Below are 17,582 nucleotides of genomic sequence, written 5' to 3' on the forward strand. Positions count from 1 at the left end.
TTTTAGGGAGTATAAAGGTAAGACGGTAAAGATTGAAAGGTGACTCAATGGCCCAAACAGAAAACGACTTAGCGGTAAAACTGGATAACACGACAGAAATCATGCCACCCATAGAGGAAAAGGTTAAGCCTTACGGTTTTGGCGGTTGGCTTTACTTGGTAGCGTTAGGCCTCCTATTAACTTTCGGGAGCTCCTTCTACTATTTGCTGGATACGATACTACCCGTTTACCAAAGTGGACAGTTGTCCCAATTCTATGAGGAAAACTGGAAATATGTTTTTATTATCATTTATGAGACAGCCATGAATTTATTTTATGTGATTTTTCCAGTCATCATTGGTTATTGTATGTTGAAAAAAAAGAAGCTATTGAAATATATGGCGATATATTTTTACTTGATTAACTTTGCTGCTAATGTTGGCTATTATTTTATTTCAAACTCCATTGAGGAAATGGCGACTCAAGAACTAATGGGGGAACAAGGCAGAAATATTGTTAAATCATTCGTTACTTGTTTAATCTGGATCCCTTACTTTATCAATTCAAAACGAGTGAAAAATACATATACGAATTAAGGGAAAAGGCAGCCCGTCTAACCAGATCGGCTGCCTTTAGTCCTCTTACCATTTTATCCCTCTAATGAGCCGAATGATCTCTTCCTGCTCCTCGCCGCTAATCAGCCATGTCCGGATTTCGTTGATGATTCTATCCATATTCGTATAACCTTTAGCCAGTCCGTTTAATCTTGCAGCTAAGGTTGCGTTGGTCAGTTCTTCTTCCGTCGGAAAAAGAGTTCGCAACTTGCCGATGGCATCGGGATACCGCTTCAAATAATATTTCTGATGCCTGTCCTCAGCAAGGTAAAAGCCTCTGAAAGGAGCAACCTCGGTGTCCGGCATGTCTTTTCCTTGTTCCTGGCTGTTCACCATGACCTTCCGAATGATATCCAACTGTGAGGAATCGCGATAGAAGACCAAAGATCTGTACTGCCGGCCTTTGTAATCATTTATATTGACCGGATTATGGTTGCCCCAGAACACGTGCAGGATGGCTTCCAAACTCACAATGTTGGAATCGAAGTCCATTTCGACGGTTTCGGAGTGGTCTCCAAGCTGCCGGTATGTGGGGTTCTCTGTCGTTCCTCCGGCAAATCCCACACGTGTTCTCGTGATGCCGGCCAGCTGCCCGAACAAGGCATCCGGGCTCCAGAAGCACCCCATCCCCAGGGTTATCGTTTGGTTGTTGCTGTTATTCATCAAACTCATCTCCTTATCGCGACTGGACTTGCTCCGTACCGCTTCTCGCTCTAAGAAACATGCGAAGGGACAATAGAAGCATCAACACGCTGATGATCACGCACCCGATAATCAAGCTGTGAAAGTGTGCGGTCGTGATTTGCGTGCTGAAAACCGTTCCGAGCAAGCTCGAAGATAATATGGTTCCCATAAACCGAGAAGTCATGAACATACCCGAGGCAATGCCGGTCTCTGCCGTTGTAACGTAAGAATACAGGGCTGTCTGCAGCCCGAGATTCTGAAACCCGTTGCTGATGCCAAGTACGGATAAGCAGATAAAAATCCAAACCGCTGTGGAACTGTCGTGAATTGTTAGCAGCAGGGAGGTTCCAGCCACAACGAAGAGCGTACCGACGAGCAGCGGAGTTCGCGAACCGGAACGGTCAATCCACCTTCCCACAAGGGGGGTGACGAGGATGCCGAAGCCTGAAATGGACAGCATGATGAATCCCACTTCTTGCCCATTGTAATGCCGTACCTGCTGCAAATACGAAGGGATCCCAAACATAATCGAGTAAAACACAATATTGACTAGAATGAATTGCAAATAAACGAAACAAACGTCGACATTCCGTTTTAGGAACAGGACATCAATAAACGGCTGCTTTCGCTTGGCTTCATACCAGTAAAAACCCGCGCTGAGCACCAGACTAAGCAGGAGCAGCAGCCAGTTGACACCGGATTTGAACGATAGGAAAAAGAACAGCCAGCTAAAAATCAGCGCAGTAAAAAAGACGATGCCTGTTATGTCCAAAGAACCTGCACCTGCCTTCTTACTTGGTGTATCCTTAGGCATCATTCGCAGAGCGAGTACGAATGACACGACGATAAAAGGAAAATTAATAAGAAAAATAGACGGCCAGTCGCTATATTGGATCAAAAATCCTCCGAGCGATGGACCTAGAGCCGCCGAGGTGGAGGAGAACACGGACATGACACTTAGCGCTCTCGCCTGATTCGTCGTGATAACCGAGCGGATGATGCCCATGCCATTGGGGAATAGGGCGGAACTGCCGATCGCTTGAATGACACGAAACGTCATCAGCCAGCCAAAGCTCGTTGAAAGCGGCGCCAGCATGGAGGAAACGGTGATGAGGGCGAGTCCGAGCATGAAGATTTTTTTGCGGCCGAATAGATCGCCGACCTTCCCCATGACGGGCTGTGCGACGGCACTAGCCACATAGTAAGTTGCAATGAGCCAAGAAATCGAGGCATACGTGACATGAAACTCCTCCTGCAGCCTGGAAAAAGCGACGGAAATCATGGTCGTGTTCAAAGGGTTAAGCAGTGTCCCCAAAGCTACAGCTGTTATGAGCCATAGATGGCCGGTTTTGTTTGATTTGGCGGTATTTGACAAGAAGATGAACTCCTTTCAATGGTGCTGCAATCTAACATAAGTAATTTTTAATTGCCAATTTATGTTTAAAAGGAGATATACGCTTGCGCATGATTGTATAAGTAGGCCCGATCCAAGATATATTTTTGATCCTTGTGCAGTTGTGAAACTGGTTCAGTTTGTTCAATTAGATCCTGTAAGGCAGACTCCATCAACTCTTTTCTCACGGGTCCCCATGACCCTTGTTTTAATTGTGTATAGTTCATACTTTCGGTCAAAGTCAGCCCTTTTATCCGCTGGAATAGAGCAACCCACGTAGTCAAATCGCACTTCAGGCTTCCAGAAGGGATTGCAAATTCCTTGAAGCCAACAGCTCCCGCATCTGTGGAAATAGCAAGAAGCCCATAGATATGTTCGACTTCGTTTCCAAGCTGCAGCTTATTAATAAGCTCATGGTCATATCGAAAACATTCGATGCGGGTAATCTTGACTGTTGCTTGCAGCAGAGCGATTTGAAGAGGGGGGTGATCCTGGCAAGTCTGGGCGGTTTCAATCGTACTAATTCTCTCATTCATTGTGATTGACATCTTGTCACATCCTTAAACAAGTGTAATAGCTCGAAAAAGCAAAAATGACCTTCTCCGGAAACAGAGAAAGGTCATAGGAATTCAAAGTCATCGCCTCGCTCTTATCTCCCAGATTCGCTAGCCTAACACAGCGTCTCCGCAAGAATTAGCACCGTGCATTCCTTTGTTAACAAAGGTTTGTCGGTTGCCGGGTATCATCGGGCTAGTCCCTCCACCTACTCTTGATAAGAAAAATCAACCTATTCGATTACGTTCAATATTACTACAAAGCACTCTGTTGTCAAGGATAAAATTCGAGTCAAATATTTACAAAATTAATAAATGAAATAGTTAATTAATTTAATACAAGCTAACTATCATGAGGATAGATGACATCCAATTTTAGTGAAAGAAGGAGCGATCTTTATGAAACTAGTCGTAATGGGAGATTTGCATTATCACGAAATTGACGAAACAGTTCCAGGTTGGTTGGAAGCACGGAATGAATTCTATGAAACTCTGCTGGGACGATTTTTAGAATTGGAAGGTGAGGCTCATATTTCCCTGGGGGATTTGACGAATTACGGGCATTCCTCGGAGCTTCGTGAAGTGTACGCGTTGCTGCGTGAAAGTGATAGAACGTTCTACCATGCTTTGGGCAACCATGATCTGTATGCTCAAACAAGAAGGGAAGTTCTCGAAATAACGGGACAGCCTCGCTATCACGCTGTAGAAAACGAGAAAGCCATCCTTGTATTCCTGGATACAGCTAAAGAAATGGATTTTGAGGATTGGGGTGGCTGGGTCGATGAAGAACAATTGGCATGGTTTGAAGAGGTCATAACGGCATCGGGGACGAAACCAGTCTTAGTTTTTGCTCATCATCCGGTACATAACACGACAACCAATTCCGATAAAGATAAAGGTTCCATTCACCCAAACATCGATATGTGGAAGATCTTAAGCAAGAAAGAAGGCGTAGGGATCTATTTTAACGGGCATACGCACATTGATTCTATTGTTAAGCAAAATAATTGGACGTTTGTTCAACTATCTGCTTGTCTTGATCAGCATGGTCTGCGAATTGTGGACGTTGAGCAGGATGAAATTCGTATCTCGGCTATTGATTTTACGGATGCAGCTCTGACAGGGAATGTTGAGATGTTATACAACAATATGAAACATTTTAGACATAATGCCAGCGCACGTGGGACAGATTCAGAACGGGCGTGCATCGTCTCTTTGCGAATAGAAGCGGAACAACGATAGTTTCTGATCAGAGGAGGTCTTGATGGATGAAAAAGCTTAAGCAGGATGAAGGCGGAATGTTTTTTGAAAGATTAAGCACACACCGAATGGTGGCTTCCATCAAGGAGCCAAAACAAATCGAAATTGCCTTATCTCTTAAACACCAATTAAGCGGCGTATTTCTCTTAACCGGTCATATCGGCGTCATTAAAGGTTATGTAGATTTGTTCAATAAGCACCAGCTGCCAGTCTTTCTGCATTTGGAGAAAATAGGCGGCTTAAGTACCGACTCTTATGGCATGGACTACTTGGCCAAAGTGATTAAACCAACCGGCATTATTACGACGAAAACGAATGTTGTAAAAACAGCGAAAAAAATGGGTTTGCTCGCCATTCAACGCTTCTTCCTGGTCGATACGGAAGGCGTGGAGAACATATTCAAAAGTCTTGCTCAAGTGGAGCCGGACATCATTGAGGTCATGCCGGCACGGATTCCGCAGATGATCGGAGAGATCAAGAAGTTCACGACCCTTCCCATTATTACAGGCGGTTTGGTGTACGAACGAAGCCAGGTTATGGATGGATTTAAACACGGTGCAACGGCGGTATCTGCTTCGAAAACGGATTTATGGCGAGAGATCTATACGACGGAAGAAAACATCATTCGGAATATTGGTTGATGGAATAATTTTCATAATATTAATAACTACTTAACACTCATTTAATACTGGGCGATTATGATGAAGCCAGACAAGTAAATAGTAATAGGTTGGAGTAGTGGAGAAGCCTGATTAGCGGCCGACTTGAAGTCGGCGGTTGATTTAGGCTTCTTTCTTTTTGGCTTCATACTAAAAAATTGGGAGGAACTACAAATGTTTAAGAAAAAATTAGTATCGATTCTTGCGGTAAGTTCAATCATCATGCTTTCAGCATGCGGAACAGGTGGTGCGGGAGACAAGGCGGCTTCGGGTTCAGCAAATACAGCTTCCTCTCCACAAGGCAAAATCGTTATTAAATATTGGACAGCTAACGGTGGAAAAATTGAAGAAGCCAAACAGAACTTGGTGAAAAAGTTTAATGAGTCACAGAGCAAAATTGAAGTTCAGCAAGCAAACCAAGGCAACTACGATGATCTTCATGCGAAAGTGCAAGCGGCATTCGCTGCTGGGAACGCACCTGCCGTTTTTGACCTCGAGATTGCCTCTACCGGGATTTTCGCCCGCTCAGGGATGCTTGTAGATTTGACTCCTCTTGCAGCGAGGGATGAGGCACAAGTCAATATTAAGGATTTTAACCCTGGTCTTATGGGGAATGCGTATATCGATGGCAAGCTGTATGGGATTCCATTTATGAGAAGCACCCCGATCTTTTACAAAAATGTCACGATGCTAAAAGATGCCGGTTTGGACCCTGCCGGTCCGAAAAACTGGAAGGAATTAGAGGAATATTCCCGCGTTCTGAAAGCAAAAGGGAAGACACCGATGACGATGGCCGTTGGCGTTTGGGAATACGAGGCGCTTGTTGCTCAAAGCGGTGGTAAGGTACTAAGCGAGGACGGGAAAAAAGCTGCATTTAACTCCCCTGAAGGCGTTGCACCTGTAGAGTTTTGGAAGAAGATGTCCGATGACGGTTTGATCAAGTTTACGGTAGGAAAGACAGCAGGTGCTGACGCTGAGAAAGATTGGACCAACCAAATTTCCGCTTTTAAAATCGGATCTACGGCAGGCGTTTCAGCAAGCTTAGAGGTTGCGAAAGGAAATAACTTCGTAATGGCAACCGACTTTATGCCTGCTAATAAATCGTATGGAGTTCCAACAGGCGGATGCCAATTGGCCATCACGTCCAAGCAGAATGATGCTGAAAAAGAAGCGACTTGGGAGTTTGTGAAGTTCATGACATCCAAAGAAAACACGATCTATCAGCATAAATATGTTGGATACCTGCCTAACCGTCTATCTGCTTTGCAAAGCGATGAGCTGCAAAACTACTATAAAGAGTTCCCGCAATACAAAGTAGCTTCCGATCAATTACAGTATGCCGTCATGCGTCCGAACGCAAATGCCTACGCTGAAGTTTCAAAAACGATCATTGATGCTATGACGAAAGCCATCCTTGAAAAAGATGTCAAACCGCAAGATGCCATGAACGAGGCTGCGGAAAAAGCGAATAAATTGTTGAGCAAGTAATCCTGGTAAGGAGATGAACGTATGGCCAAGATCCAACTAGTCAATATTGGCAAAAAATATAAAGACGATACGATTATCAGCGGTCTGAATCTGACGATCAAAGATGGGTCATTTACCGTGCTTGTCGGCCCATCCGGCTGCGGCAAATCAACCACCTTGCGCATGATTGCAGGACTTGAAAAACAGACCGAAGGACAAATATGGATTGGCGACAAATGTGTAAATGATACGCAGCCTGGGCTTAGGGATGTCGCCATGGTTTTCCAAAACTATGCGTTATATCCAACCATGACCGTACGTGAAAATATCGAGTTCGGGCTCAAGAACAGAAAAGTACCCAAAATGGAGCGGGAAACCTTGATCCGCGATATCTGTGAAATTGTGGCGTTAACGCCTCATCTGGACAAAAAGCCGCAAAACTTATCTGGGGGCCAGCGTCAGAGGGTGGCGTTAGCCCGGGCGATGGTCAAGAAACCAAAGGTATTTATTTTGGATGAGCCGCTCTCCAATCTGGACGCCAAGCTGCGCAACCAGATGAGAACGGAGTTGATTCAGCTTCATAAAAGGCTGGGCAGCACATTTGTTTATGTTACCCATGATCAAGTGGAAGCGATGTCGATGGGCGATGAGATCGTCGTTATGAATAAAGGAGTTATTCAGCAGTCGGATTCTCCTTTGAAGCTTTATAACGATCCGGTGAATGTTTTCACAGCACAGTTTATCGGTACTCCGGCTATTAATATTTTTGATTATGGCCATGTTCAAGGGTTAAAGGTAGAGGCAGCTTCGGAGATCGGGTATATCGGTTTCCGGGCTGAACATGCAGTGATGTCTCCGAAGGATCGCACAGACGGGTTTGTTGTGGAAGGTGAAATTATTACCAGAGAAAGCCTGGGAGCGGAAAATATTTATCAGATCGATTCACACATGGGGACGTTTTTCGTCAAAACCTTTCTTACCGCTTTGGAAACGAATGATCATATTAACGTATTGATTCCTTATGATCAGCTTTACTATTTTGACTTAGAGGGCCAAAGAATTCGCGACATATCCAGACATGTCCAACGTGAGAAAATCCTTGTAGCTGGCGGCGGTGTTTAATATGACCATATGGGGAAAACTGCGTCCGTACGCCATGGTGGCTCCAGCCATTACTGTGTTTTCGTTGTTTTTTATCTATCCGATCCTTTATATGATGTACCTGAGTGTGTATGATTGGAATTTTATTAGCCCTAACAAGAACTTTGTCGGGATGCAGAACTTTACGGATCTCTTAACGGAAAAAGAATTTATACAAGTAATAAACAACACATCCATCTATACCGTTTTGACGGTTACGTTCATCATTGGACTTTCCTTAATTTTGGCGCTTTGGCTGAATAAAACGGGTGTGTTCCAAAGTTTTGTGCAAGGAGCGATCTTCAGTCCGCATATCGTTTCTTGGGTATCCATCTCCATGATCTGGGCTTGGGTGATGGACCCGCAGTATGGTTTATTAAACTGGTTTATCGGTTTGTTTGGCTTTGCCAAGCTCGCCTGGCTCTCCTCGCAAAAGACATCTCTGATTTCGTTAGTTATCGTCGCCGTCTGGAAGGGGCTTGGCTACAATACCCTGGTATTTATCGCCGGATTGCAAAGCATACCGAAGGACATCTACGAAGCGGCAGCACTGGATCGATCCAAACCTTGGACGACTTTTTACAAATTGATCCTTCCGATGCTTTCGCCTACCATCTTTTTCCTCGTGATCATCAATATGATTGGATCTTTTCAGGTTTTCGAGACGATCGCGATCATGACGCAAGGTGGGCCGGTTAACACAACGAATACCCTTGTTTATTACATATACGAATACGGTTTCCGGTTCTTTAAAATTGGTTACGCCTCTGCGGCGGGAGTCATCCTGTTGTTCATTGTCGGCGTGCTAACCATCATCTACTTTAAACTGATGTCCAAACGTGTACATTATCAATAAAAGGAAGTGACTCCATTGAAAGCTGAACAGATCATGGAAGCGGATCGCACGTTGTTATATGTAAACAGCAAAGAAGAAATTGCATCAAAAATACTTCAATATATAACCCGTGCAATAAGCGTGATTGGCATGATTGCGTTAGTCCTTATTTTTGCAATGCCATTCATATGGATGCTCTCTACTTCTCTTAAAACGCTGCCTGAAACGATGATTTTTCCGCCAAATTGGATCCCAAAACAGTTCATTTGGAGCAATTACGCCAAAGCTTGGGGATCAGGTCCATTCTTGCACTATATTTCGAACAGTATCATCATCTCGATCAGTATTCTCGTTTTGCAGATGCTTACGATTATTCCAGCGGCTTATGCCTTTGCTCGCTATAAGTTTAAAGCGTCGGGAATTTTATTCGGCATGGTGATGGTGACTTTAATGATCCCGTCGCAATTAATTTTCTTGCCTGTTTATTTACAGTTGAGCGCTTGGAAGCTGCTGAATACGCATCTTGCTCTTATTCTTCCCTTCGCGTCCAGCGCCTTCGGCATTTTCCTCCTGCGGCAATCGTTTAAACAAGTGCAGGAAGAATTGATTGAAGCAGCGCGGCTCGACAGCGCCAAAGAGTGGCAAATTATTATGAAATTAATGGTGCCTATGGCGAAGCCGGTGCTGGCGACCTTTGCTTTGTTCAGCTTTATCGCGCATTGGAACGATTATTTCTGGCCGCTTGTTATGACGACAGACGATGTTGCGCGGACGCTGCCCCTAGGGATTGCCAAGATCCGGGAAGAAGAAGGGGTCGCGAATTGGAACGTGCTTATGGCGGGGAATATGATTCTGGTAACGCCGATTCTCATTGCCTTCTTTTTTGCCCAAAAACATATTATTCGGGCTTTCGTGTACACAGGGGTCAAATAATCCGTTGAAAATTAGATAGGATGGCGAGGGAGGCGTGATCAATTGGGATCATGCCTTTTTCTTTTGAAATCGATGAACATGTGATTTTTATCACATACATCTCTTTTTCTAAAAGCTACAATAAAAGCATAAAAGAAAAAGGAGATGGTTCGGATGATGAAGTGGCTCAGAGAGAATAAGTACGCAGCAATGTTATTGACACTCGTTCGGTTGTATGTAGGGTGGGCATGGATGGTAGCCGGATGGCACAAAATAACCGGCGAAAAGGCATTTGACGCTACAGGCTACTTGAAAGGTGCGATTGCGAAGCCGGTTCTTGAGACAGGTACAACGGATTTAGTCTATGGCAACTTTGTAGCTTTCTTGAAAAACTTCGCGCTGCCGCATGTTGGCATCTTCAATGTAGTCATTCCTTGGGGAGAATTATTGGTCGGATTGGGGCTTCTGTTGGGAGCTCTGACAACAACAGCGATTTTCTTCGGACTAATCATGAACTTCATGTATATGTTCGCAGGAACAGTTAGCACGAATCCTTGGTTAGTGCTGCTTGGTTTCATTGTCATTGCAGCTGGTGCCAATGCAGGGAAATTTGGGGTAGATCACTTAATCTTACCGTATTTGCACAAATGGTTCGATAAGATCGTTAACAGGTTTCATTTAACATTTAAGCTTAGATAACATGAGGGTAGAATCAAATGAACAAAATTCAGCAAAGCGCCTGTTCTTCCACTCATAGATGGAGAGAAGATCAGGTGCTTTCGTATAAATAACTTGGGAGGGATCAGGCATGGAGGTTAATGTGGGAAGTCGCCCTATCGGACTCGCTTCTTCGAATCCGGCCAAACTTGCTTATGCAACGGACCGTTTGGCCGATGAACATGAACAATTGCGCAGACAATTACGGAATCTCGAAGCGAGTGCCAAAGAAGTGAGCTGGATCGATGATACGGCGGAAGGCATGCACATTCTTCAAGATTTAAGACTGAAGGCAGCGCATTTCGAGGAGGACTTGGAGCGGCATGCCGCGTGGGAAGAACAGGAGTTGTACCCTTTCCTGATCAACTACTTTCATAGTCAGCAAGCGCCTACGATTATGCCATCCTTTTGGGTTCTGGAAAAAGATCATCAATTGGGAGTTTCATTTCTTCATTCGTTCAAGGAGGCCGTTGTCGATATAACGCCTATTTTCAATAAAAAACAGTTAACCGAAACGGCCTCATACCTCCTGCAGGCGTGTTTGATATTAAATGATCATCTCACCATGGAAGAACAGTTTGTTCTGCCTTTAACGGATAGGGTGCTAATGGATCTGGAATCCTTCTTTTCATAGGAGATATGTGGCGAGGAGATTGGGGCTATTACATTCTGCATATTTCTAACGGACAGTTTTCACAATGACAAATATTTCGCAGATAGTCTACATTTTTAATAACAATTTGACCATTGCGATAGGTAATCGCATCTTCTTTCCTCATTTCGCTTAACATCCGGTTGACACCTTCGCGTGTAGAACCAATCATATCCGCCATTTCTGTGTTGCTAAGCTTATAATTGATCAAGGTATGTTCGCCTGAAGGAACTCCATAGGAGTTACTAAGTCTTATTAACAAAGAACAAAGCGCCCCGGGCTTCCCATACATCATTAAATCGCGAAATTTGGTTTCGGTCATCCGGTGCATGAGCCCCATCCATTTCATGAATTCAATAGCCAGATCACCGTGCTGCTGCAGCAGGTTCTCCAAGTCTTTGCGCATGATGACCCCAACTTTGCAGTCAGCGGTAACTTCGGCACTGAAGTTTTGCACGGAATTCTGAAAGGGGTCTATTTGCCCGAATAAGTCACCTGTTTGATGCAAATGCAAGATGAGGTTTTTGCCTGTTTCTGATGTTTTGGTGATGCGGACTCCGCCTTGGAAGACGTAGAACAATCGGTCTGCTGGTTCACTTTCCCAGAACAGGTACTCGCCTTTTTTGGCCAGCTTCATCTGCATAGCGTTTTTCAATCTATCTAAATTAGTCTCAGAGAAAAATTTCATCATAGTGGATCAGCTCCTCCACGGTTTTTGGCTATCTTCATGATAGTCTTTTTTAACACTTTTGTTTATCAGGAGATTCACTGATTTATGAACTCTTTTCCTGATACCGAAGTCAGGGTTTTCCCTGACAGACAAGTAGGATGGAACCGTCTACAATGGTAGTAGAAGCGATTTCGTACGGATTCATAAAGATTGGAAGTGGTATAATGGCAACCGGTCAAGTGAACATCATGGAGGTTTTAACACGACTTCGAGATATGACGTCAAGCGATTTCGTCGCATTGGCTCCTTTCGTCGATCAACCAGCGCGTAAGCGTTGGATGTACATATTGGGAAACAAAAATGATCGCTGTCAGCAAATGGCCATAAAAATGGGGGAAGGGCTCGCGGGCGCAGCCTTGCGGCTGGGCAGATGGGTTAAACTCGATGCGGCCAATCCGAGAGCAGCGCAAGAAAGGCGCGAATGCCCCGTCATGCTTGCCGAGCAATTGCAGACTGCTGCCGCATTCCCGCTCATCAGGGGTCCTTCTACTTCTACGGGGATGAAGGGACTGCTTTTTATTGGAAGACGCACGGATCAGGGCTATGAAGAAAACGAGATAAAAGCCATTCTGGATAACCTCGAAAGGTTAGTAACCTATATAGAGAGACCTTGCGAGGAAGCCTCGCGATGAATGGCGTTTCTGGATGAGGCTTTTTTTGTTATGATGGGAAAAGGAAATGAGGCTTAAACCGCGGAGTAGCCGCTGAAAGGGGGAAGGAAATGCTAAAGATTCTGGTTGTGGATGACCATGCCATCGTAAGATCGGGGCTTGTTATGCTGCTAAACGGCAAGCATGATATGGAAGTGGTCGGCGAAGCTGCCGCTGGTGAAGAAGGCATTCAGGCCGCCCGGATGCTTATGCCGGATGTCGTGTTAATGGATCTAAGCATGCCTCCAGGTATGGACGGACTTACTGCAACTGAAAAATTAAAGCAATTAATGCCAGACATGGCGATTTTAATTCTTACGATGCATGATGACGATGAATACTTGTTCAGGGCTATACACGTTGGGGCGTCCGGTTATATTTTGAAAAGCGCTCCGCATGAAGAGTTATTGACAGCCATTCGCTCCGTTGCGGCAGGAAATGCTTATTTATATCCGACGGCTACCAAAAGGCTGATGAACGAATACATGGAGCGCATGAAGAGCGGGGAGAATTCCGGCCCGTATGAATCGCTTTCCGAGCGTGAAAGAGAAGTTTTGGCACGTATTGCGAAAGGTTTCTCCAATAAAGAAATTGCAGAGCAATTGGTAATTAGTGTAAAGACGGTGGAATCTCATAAAAGCAATGTCATGGAAAAGTTAGGGTTAAAAACACGCCCGGAATTAGTGAAATATGCGGCTAAGAAGGGGCTGTTGAACTTTGAATAAGGAGCATATGCCGGAATCGGAGCTATTGCAGGACTTGAAACAATCCCTCAAGCAGCTATCCGATGTGAAGTTTGCTCTTGATGAGTCTTCCATCGTTGCTGGTACGGATGCCAAAGGCAAGATTCTTTATGTCAATGATAAGTTCTGTAAAATCTCGCAATATGCCAGGTCTGAACTCCTTGGCAAAGACCATCGGATTATTAATTCCGGTTATCATGATAAAGCGTTCATGGCGGATTTATGGGCAACGATTTCTGCAGGCAAAGTCTGGCACGGTGAGATCAAAAATAGAGCGAAAGACGGTACATTTTATTGGGTCGATACGACGATTGTCCCTTTTGTGGATGAACAAGGCCGGGCTTATCAATACTTAGCGATCCGTAATGAAGTAACGCAATTGAAGCGGGTAGAGGAAGAGCTGCAGCTGATGATGTCGCAGGTCATGCAGATTCAAGAGGAGGAACGCAGGAAATTCTCGCGAGAATTGCATGATGGCATTGGTCAAAGCCTGTTCTCTTTGTTGATCCAAATGGACCGGCTCATTGGAGACGAACCGGAATCCGAGATAGGGCATCTCCGGCAAAATGTTTCAGCCATCATCGAAGAGGTGCGCAGTCTGGCGTGGAAAATTCGGCCATCCGTTTTGGATGATCTCGGCGTTGTTCCTGCGATTCGCACGCATATCGAGAACTACACGGATCACTATGGCATTCGAGTGAAACTGGATAGCAATTTACGTAAGAGATTAGGGGCGCTAGAGGAGACTACGATCTATAGGGTTATTCAGGAGGCTCTTACTAACATTGCGAAATATGCGGATGTGTCGGAGGCTAGTGTCCTTGTCCACGAGAAGGAATCAGCTGTAGAAGTGGAGATCTCGGATAAGGGAAAAGGCTTCGAAAGCGGACGGAATTCTAAAGGCGTTGGCCTTTTTAGCATGGAGGAAAGAGCAAAAAGTATCGGAGGCAAGCTGGATATTCTCTCTGAAATGGGGAAAGGCACGAGAGTGCGGTTAACTATTCCCCGTAAGGTCGATTGATTTAACTGCGGGGGAACTACAGTCCCTTATTTCTCGGAAAGGGCATGTTTTTCACAGGCGAGGGGAACTACAAGCCTCTATTTCTCTGGTTTTAGCTGAAAAACGAGCTATGGCGGAGAAATAAGATCTTGTAGTTCTGCTCAGATGGAAAAATGCACGTTTTTCTCCGAATAGCGAACTCCAGTTCCCATTCTCAGCCTGCACGCCTGCTCCAAGTGACTTATTTGCTCAGCATGACTGCCTCGCGCCAAGTGACTAATCTGCTCAGCATGACTGCCTCGCGCCAAGTGACTAATCTGCTCAGCATGACTGCCTCGCGTCAAGTGACTAATCTGCTCAGCCTGCCCGCCTCGCGTCAAGTAACTAATCCGCTCAGCCTGCCCGCCTCGCACCAAGTGACCAATCCGCTCCTCAAGCCTATCTCGCGTCAAGTAACCAATCCGCTCAGCCCGCCCGCCTGTGCCAGGGAACCTCGCCCCTTTGTTTATGTTGTACTCTGTACAACATAAAACAGCTTTTAACCCCAGCACCCCGATCTTCATTGCACAAAGTACAATGATTTCAACCCAAATAGCGCGAAAACTGCGCTATCCTGCCCGAATCGTTGCACAGAGTACAACGTAGAAGGCGGCAGCTGCCGATTCGAGGCCTCTATGCTGCACAAAGTGCAACATAGAGGAGGCCTTGGCCAATATTAGGGCTGTTAAAAGTACCCTCAGAAACATCTCTCCAGCTAACTCACTTTTTGATCGAATCGTCTATGATTATGGATGGAATCCCCCATTATTAATTTCAATAATTGGAGTATCTTTAATGAAAGTAGAAGCCCCTTCTTTGTTATTACCTCGTACATATACTTCCGAATTTCATGAAAACGTTACCAAAAACCTGAGGTTTCGTGGGGTTTTGACCTCCGCCATGCGTCGGCGACACCGAGCCGGTTGGAAACTGCTGATCCACATATATGCCATTCCTATTTTCTGTGAAGGGGGTGATGTTAGCCCGCTCATTGTCCAACTCGTAAGGAAAGATGTTCTTAGACTGGCCAATCGAAAATATGCCATGGAGGTGTCGATTCTCTTGCGTAAAAAGGGTAATCAGATTTCGCTAGTGTTAATCTTAGCGCTGCTTTTCAATGTGCTCATGATCTGCCCTGATAACGTTCCGACGGTATCAGCGGAAAGCGGAAGTTCTTCAGTCACGGATAATAGTTATGAACCCGTTTCGGTTTTTGATAAAGACTTTACTACCACGCCTCTAGGATTAACAGGCTCCGATCTTGGATTCGATTACTCCTCCTATACGTCAGGCTCGGCTTCGGCCGTCATTGAAGCAGATCCCTATACAGGGACTCGAGCTCTTCATCTGAAAGCAAATGGTATTGTTACGGATGGAGCATTAAGAAATGAATTTCAAATCAGCAAGACCTTCGGAGAGCCCTACACAGGAACAATTTCTACGGAAATTACGTTCATGCAAACCGGTACGAAAAAGGATGATCGCATCATTCAGTTTTTTCCATCATCCGGCACAACGTTCCTGGTTGGAGCAGGTGTGACGGCGAGTAAAGGTTTGGGCTACCTTTTATCGACAGCGCCTTCAGGTTCGTTAGGTGCGTATGAGCTAGGAGAATGGCATACCATTCGCTTGGATTTTAATACAGTTTCCCAAAAATACAGCTTGTACTACGATGGGAATATTGTGCAAGCCCGCAACAATATGAACAAAAGTCTCCCTATCTACAATCTCAGGAGATTGGTTATTGCTGCGCCCGGCACTTCCGGGGATCTTTGGATTCGAGGCGTTAGAGTCACTCATTCACCCTTCATGCCTGAGCCACCGGCACCGAAAATCGTTACTTCCGGATCGCGTAATTCGCGCGTCATGTGGACATCGGAGCACTATGCCTATGCATCAAAGTACCGGCTTCGCATTAAGCTGAAGGGCGAATCGGATTGGAGGCCGATCGGGAATGCGACAACCTTGTATAAAGATTATACGGGAACCAATCTTATTCCGGCTTCCGATATTAACGCCTATTACGATATAACGAAATCCGCATCTACACCATTAGTAAATGGTCAACCGTATACGTTAGGCTTATCTGTTGTTACACGCGATGAATCAGGTGTGTACAACAATGGCGTGCCAAGAGATTTTGAAAGTAAAATAACGGAATTTGATGGTACGCCTTATGCAACAACACCGCTCCCGACACCGGATACAAGCGTGGTTGGGGAACTCACGTCCTATGCGAATTATTATGGATATATGTGGAAGCTGCAAGCGGGATCGACGATAGGAGACTATCCATTTGCAGATAATACCTTAATCCAGTTCGCAGAAATTCCAAGTAAATATGCAAGCATGGAACGAATCGTTACCACGCACAAGGACGTGATGAGATACCCCTTGGGCGCTGATGGTGCCGTACAAAATCAGATCATCGGCTTCAATGCGAAGGACAAAGCGACCGTCTATGTGGCCATGGATAAAAACGCAATCCTGCCCGCATGGCTGGCCGATTGGACCAACACCGGTGATGTGATTAAGATGACAGGTGCGACATCGGGATACACATTTAATATTTATAAAAAGAATTTTGCCGCCGGTTCTTCCGTGCTGCTGGGCTATAACGATTACGCCAATTTCGATCTGTCCCAGAACGCCGGCTATTTTGCAATGGTAGAAAGAGCCACAACGGGATTGAAGCTAAATCCAGTGACGGAATGGGTCAATACATCCGCGTATGCTTTAACTGGTTCAGTTAGCGAGAGTGTCTATTTATCGGTGTATCAAAATAAAACGCCTATTACGCTTCCGAACAATGGATTTATTAACGGAGGGAACTTCGAATTGAATGTAAACCTGGTACCCGGTGCCAATTTATTTGAAGTTTATGCAAAACGTGATAAATCAACGTTCTTCGATCGTGTCGATGCCACAATCAATCAGGACAGTATTATTCCCGATATTCGCATTGCAACGCCTCCTACCACAGTTAGAGATGCCGTCTATACGCTTACAGGCTCGTTAAGTAAAGCAGCAAGATTAACCATTAAATTAAATGGCGAGAGTGTTGTCGATGCTGTTTATCAGCAAGCAGATGCGTTTTTCTCATATCCATTAACTTTACAAGAGGGAAATAACGCAATAGAAGTTTCTACTGTCGATTTAGCTGGTAATACCAATAAAGCCAGTTACACAATTGCTTACATATTCTGGGCAGGACAAGGTGCAATCCATGATATGAAAGGAAATCTTGTACATACGCTAGAGCCTTCAAAGGATATCTATGCCGAAAAGAAAGTCGTCAACACAACGGGGGCAGATAAACAGCTTACGTTATGGTTTGTTCTGTATAATGCCGACAATGCGATGATTGATTTTGCCTCTTCGGTTGCGGAGCTTAAGCCTGGAGAAACAAGGACTTTAGGCGCTGGATTCACGCTTCCGGCTGAAGTCACGAATTATAAAGTCAAAGTATTCATTTGGGACAGCTCGAATAACATTGTCGGACAAAGCCCGCTCGCTGAGGAGCTCGTCGTGCAGTAATTATTGATTAGGAGGAA

Annotated in this window: 18 protein-coding genes and 1 riboswitch; of the genes, 13 read left to right on the forward strand and 5 right to left on the reverse strand. The window is 45.0% G+C overall.

Annotation, left to right across the window (positions count from 1 at the left end; all coding sequences use genetic code 11):
- Positions 1 to 47: 47 nt before the first annotated feature.
- Positions 48 to 575, forward strand: coding sequence for a DUF2569 family protein (locus AC3WTJ_RS04970; RefSeq protein WP_492520841.1), 528 nt, complete (start codon positions 48 to 50; stop codon positions 573 to 575).
- Positions 576 to 620: 45 nt separating this feature from the next.
- Here AC3WTJ_RS04970 and msrA read toward each other — a convergent pair whose 3' ends face one another.
- From msrA to AC3WTJ_RS04985, 3 genes are all read right to left on the reverse strand, one after another.
- Complete coding sequence (msrA, locus tag AC3WTJ_RS04975) at positions 621 to 1,256, reverse strand: peptide-methionine (S)-S-oxide reductase MsrA (protein WP_492520842.1); 636 nt, start codon at positions 1,254 to 1,256, stop codon at positions 621 to 623.
- 13 nt (positions 1,257 to 1,269) lie between these two features.
- The gene (locus AC3WTJ_RS04980; RefSeq protein WP_492520843.1) at positions 1,270 to 2,652 is read right to left on the reverse strand and encodes an MFS transporter; all 1,383 of its coding nucleotides are present in this window, start codon (positions 2,650 to 2,652) and stop codon (positions 1,270 to 1,272) included.
- Between the two features lie 65 nt (positions 2,653 to 2,717).
- Complete coding sequence (locus tag AC3WTJ_RS04985; protein WP_492520844.1) at positions 2,718 to 3,218, reverse strand: hypothetical protein; 501 nt, start codon at positions 3,216 to 3,218, stop codon at positions 2,718 to 2,720.
- A gap of 98 nt (positions 3,219 to 3,316) precedes the next feature.
- Positions 3,317 to 3,449, reverse strand: a riboswitch (SAM riboswitch).
- 174 nt (positions 3,450 to 3,623) lie between these two features.
- Between AC3WTJ_RS04985 and AC3WTJ_RS04990 the strand changes: the two genes are divergently transcribed.
- The 8 genes from AC3WTJ_RS04990 to AC3WTJ_RS05025 all read left to right on the forward strand — a co-directional run bounded on the left by AC3WTJ_RS04990 (position 3,624) and on the right by AC3WTJ_RS05025 (position 10,848).
- Positions 3,624 to 4,466: a metallophosphoesterase family protein gene (locus tag AC3WTJ_RS04990; protein WP_492520845.1), complete on the forward strand. Its 843-nt coding sequence runs from the start codon at positions 3,624 to 3,626 to the stop codon at positions 4,464 to 4,466.
- A gap of 26 nt (positions 4,467 to 4,492) precedes the next feature.
- Complete coding sequence (locus AC3WTJ_RS04995; protein WP_407868385.1) at positions 4,493 to 5,125, forward strand: glycerol-3-phosphate responsive antiterminator; 633 nt, start codon at positions 4,493 to 4,495, stop codon at positions 5,123 to 5,125.
- Positions 5,126 to 5,317: 192 nt separating this feature from the next.
- Positions 5,318 to 6,631 carry an ABC transporter substrate-binding protein gene (locus AC3WTJ_RS05000; RefSeq protein WP_492520846.1) on the forward strand — a complete coding sequence of 438 codons (1,314 nt, stop codon included), beginning with the start codon at positions 5,318 to 5,320 and terminating at the stop codon, positions 6,629 to 6,631.
- Positions 6,632 to 6,652: 21 nt separating this feature from the next.
- Positions 6,653 to 7,732: an ABC transporter ATP-binding protein gene (locus tag AC3WTJ_RS05005; RefSeq protein ID WP_492520847.1), complete on the forward strand. Its 1,080-nt coding sequence runs from the start codon at positions 6,653 to 6,655 to the stop codon at positions 7,730 to 7,732.
- A gap of 1 nt (position 7,733) precedes the next feature.
- Entirely contained in the window at positions 7,734 to 8,606 is an 873-nt protein-coding gene (locus tag AC3WTJ_RS05010; protein ID WP_407868382.1) for a carbohydrate ABC transporter permease, read from the forward strand.
- A gap of 129 nt (positions 8,607 to 8,735) precedes the next feature.
- Entirely contained in the window at positions 8,736 to 9,518 is a 783-nt protein-coding gene (locus tag AC3WTJ_RS05015) for a carbohydrate ABC transporter permease (RefSeq protein ID WP_492520979.1), read from the forward strand.
- Between the two features lie 153 nt (positions 9,519 to 9,671).
- On the forward strand, positions 9,672 to 10,196 hold the full coding sequence (locus AC3WTJ_RS05020; protein ID WP_492520848.1) for a DoxX family membrane protein: 525 nt from the start codon (positions 9,672 to 9,674) through the stop codon (positions 10,194 to 10,196).
- A gap of 109 nt (positions 10,197 to 10,305) precedes the next feature.
- On the forward strand, positions 10,306 to 10,848 hold the full coding sequence (locus tag AC3WTJ_RS05025; RefSeq protein WP_492520849.1) for a hemerythrin domain-containing protein: 543 nt from the start codon (positions 10,306 to 10,308) through the stop codon (positions 10,846 to 10,848).
- Between the two features lie 28 nt (positions 10,849 to 10,876).
- Here the strand turns inward: AC3WTJ_RS05025 and AC3WTJ_RS05030 are convergent, their stop codons facing one another.
- Positions 10,877 to 11,557, reverse strand: a complete 681-nt coding sequence (locus AC3WTJ_RS05030; protein WP_492520850.1) for a Crp/Fnr family transcriptional regulator — start codon at positions 11,555 to 11,557, stop codon at positions 10,877 to 10,879.
- Between the two features lie 203 nt (positions 11,558 to 11,760).
- Here AC3WTJ_RS05030 and AC3WTJ_RS05035 point away from each other — a divergent pair, with 203 nt between their 5' ends.
- The 3 genes from AC3WTJ_RS05035 (at position 11,761) to AC3WTJ_RS05045 (ending at position 14,010) form a co-directional block, all read left to right on the forward strand.
- Positions 11,761 to 12,228 carry a GAF domain-containing protein gene (locus AC3WTJ_RS05035; protein ID WP_492520851.1) on the forward strand — a complete coding sequence of 156 codons (468 nt, stop codon included), beginning with the start codon at positions 11,761 to 11,763 and terminating at the stop codon, positions 12,226 to 12,228.
- An 89-nt stretch (positions 12,229 to 12,317) separates the two neighbouring features.
- A complete protein-coding gene (locus tag AC3WTJ_RS05040) occupies positions 12,318 to 12,971 on the forward strand; it encodes a response regulator (protein ID WP_492520852.1) in 654 nt (217 codons plus the stop codon).
- Between the two features lie 7 nt (positions 12,972 to 12,978).
- Positions 12,979 to 14,010 (forward strand): PAS domain-containing sensor histidine kinase, encoded by a 1,032-nt coding sequence (locus AC3WTJ_RS05045; protein WP_492520980.1) that lies wholly within the window; start codon positions 12,979 to 12,981, stop codon positions 14,008 to 14,010.
- A 140-nt stretch (positions 14,011 to 14,150) separates the two neighbouring features.
- Here AC3WTJ_RS05045 and AC3WTJ_RS05050 read toward each other — a convergent pair whose 3' ends face one another.
- Positions 14,151 to 14,540 (reverse strand): hypothetical protein, encoded by a 390-nt coding sequence (locus AC3WTJ_RS05050; RefSeq protein WP_492520853.1) that lies wholly within the window; start codon positions 14,538 to 14,540, stop codon positions 14,151 to 14,153.
- 550 nt (positions 14,541 to 15,090) lie between these two features.
- Here AC3WTJ_RS05050 and AC3WTJ_RS05055 point away from each other — a divergent pair.
- A complete protein-coding gene (locus AC3WTJ_RS05055) occupies positions 15,091 to 17,565 on the forward strand; it encodes an FxLYD domain-containing protein (RefSeq protein WP_492520854.1) in 2,475 nt (824 codons plus the stop codon).
- Positions 17,566 to 17,582 lie beyond the last annotated feature (17 nt).

This window comes from Paenibacillus sp. FW101-FHT12H11 (genome assembly GCF_058790355.1).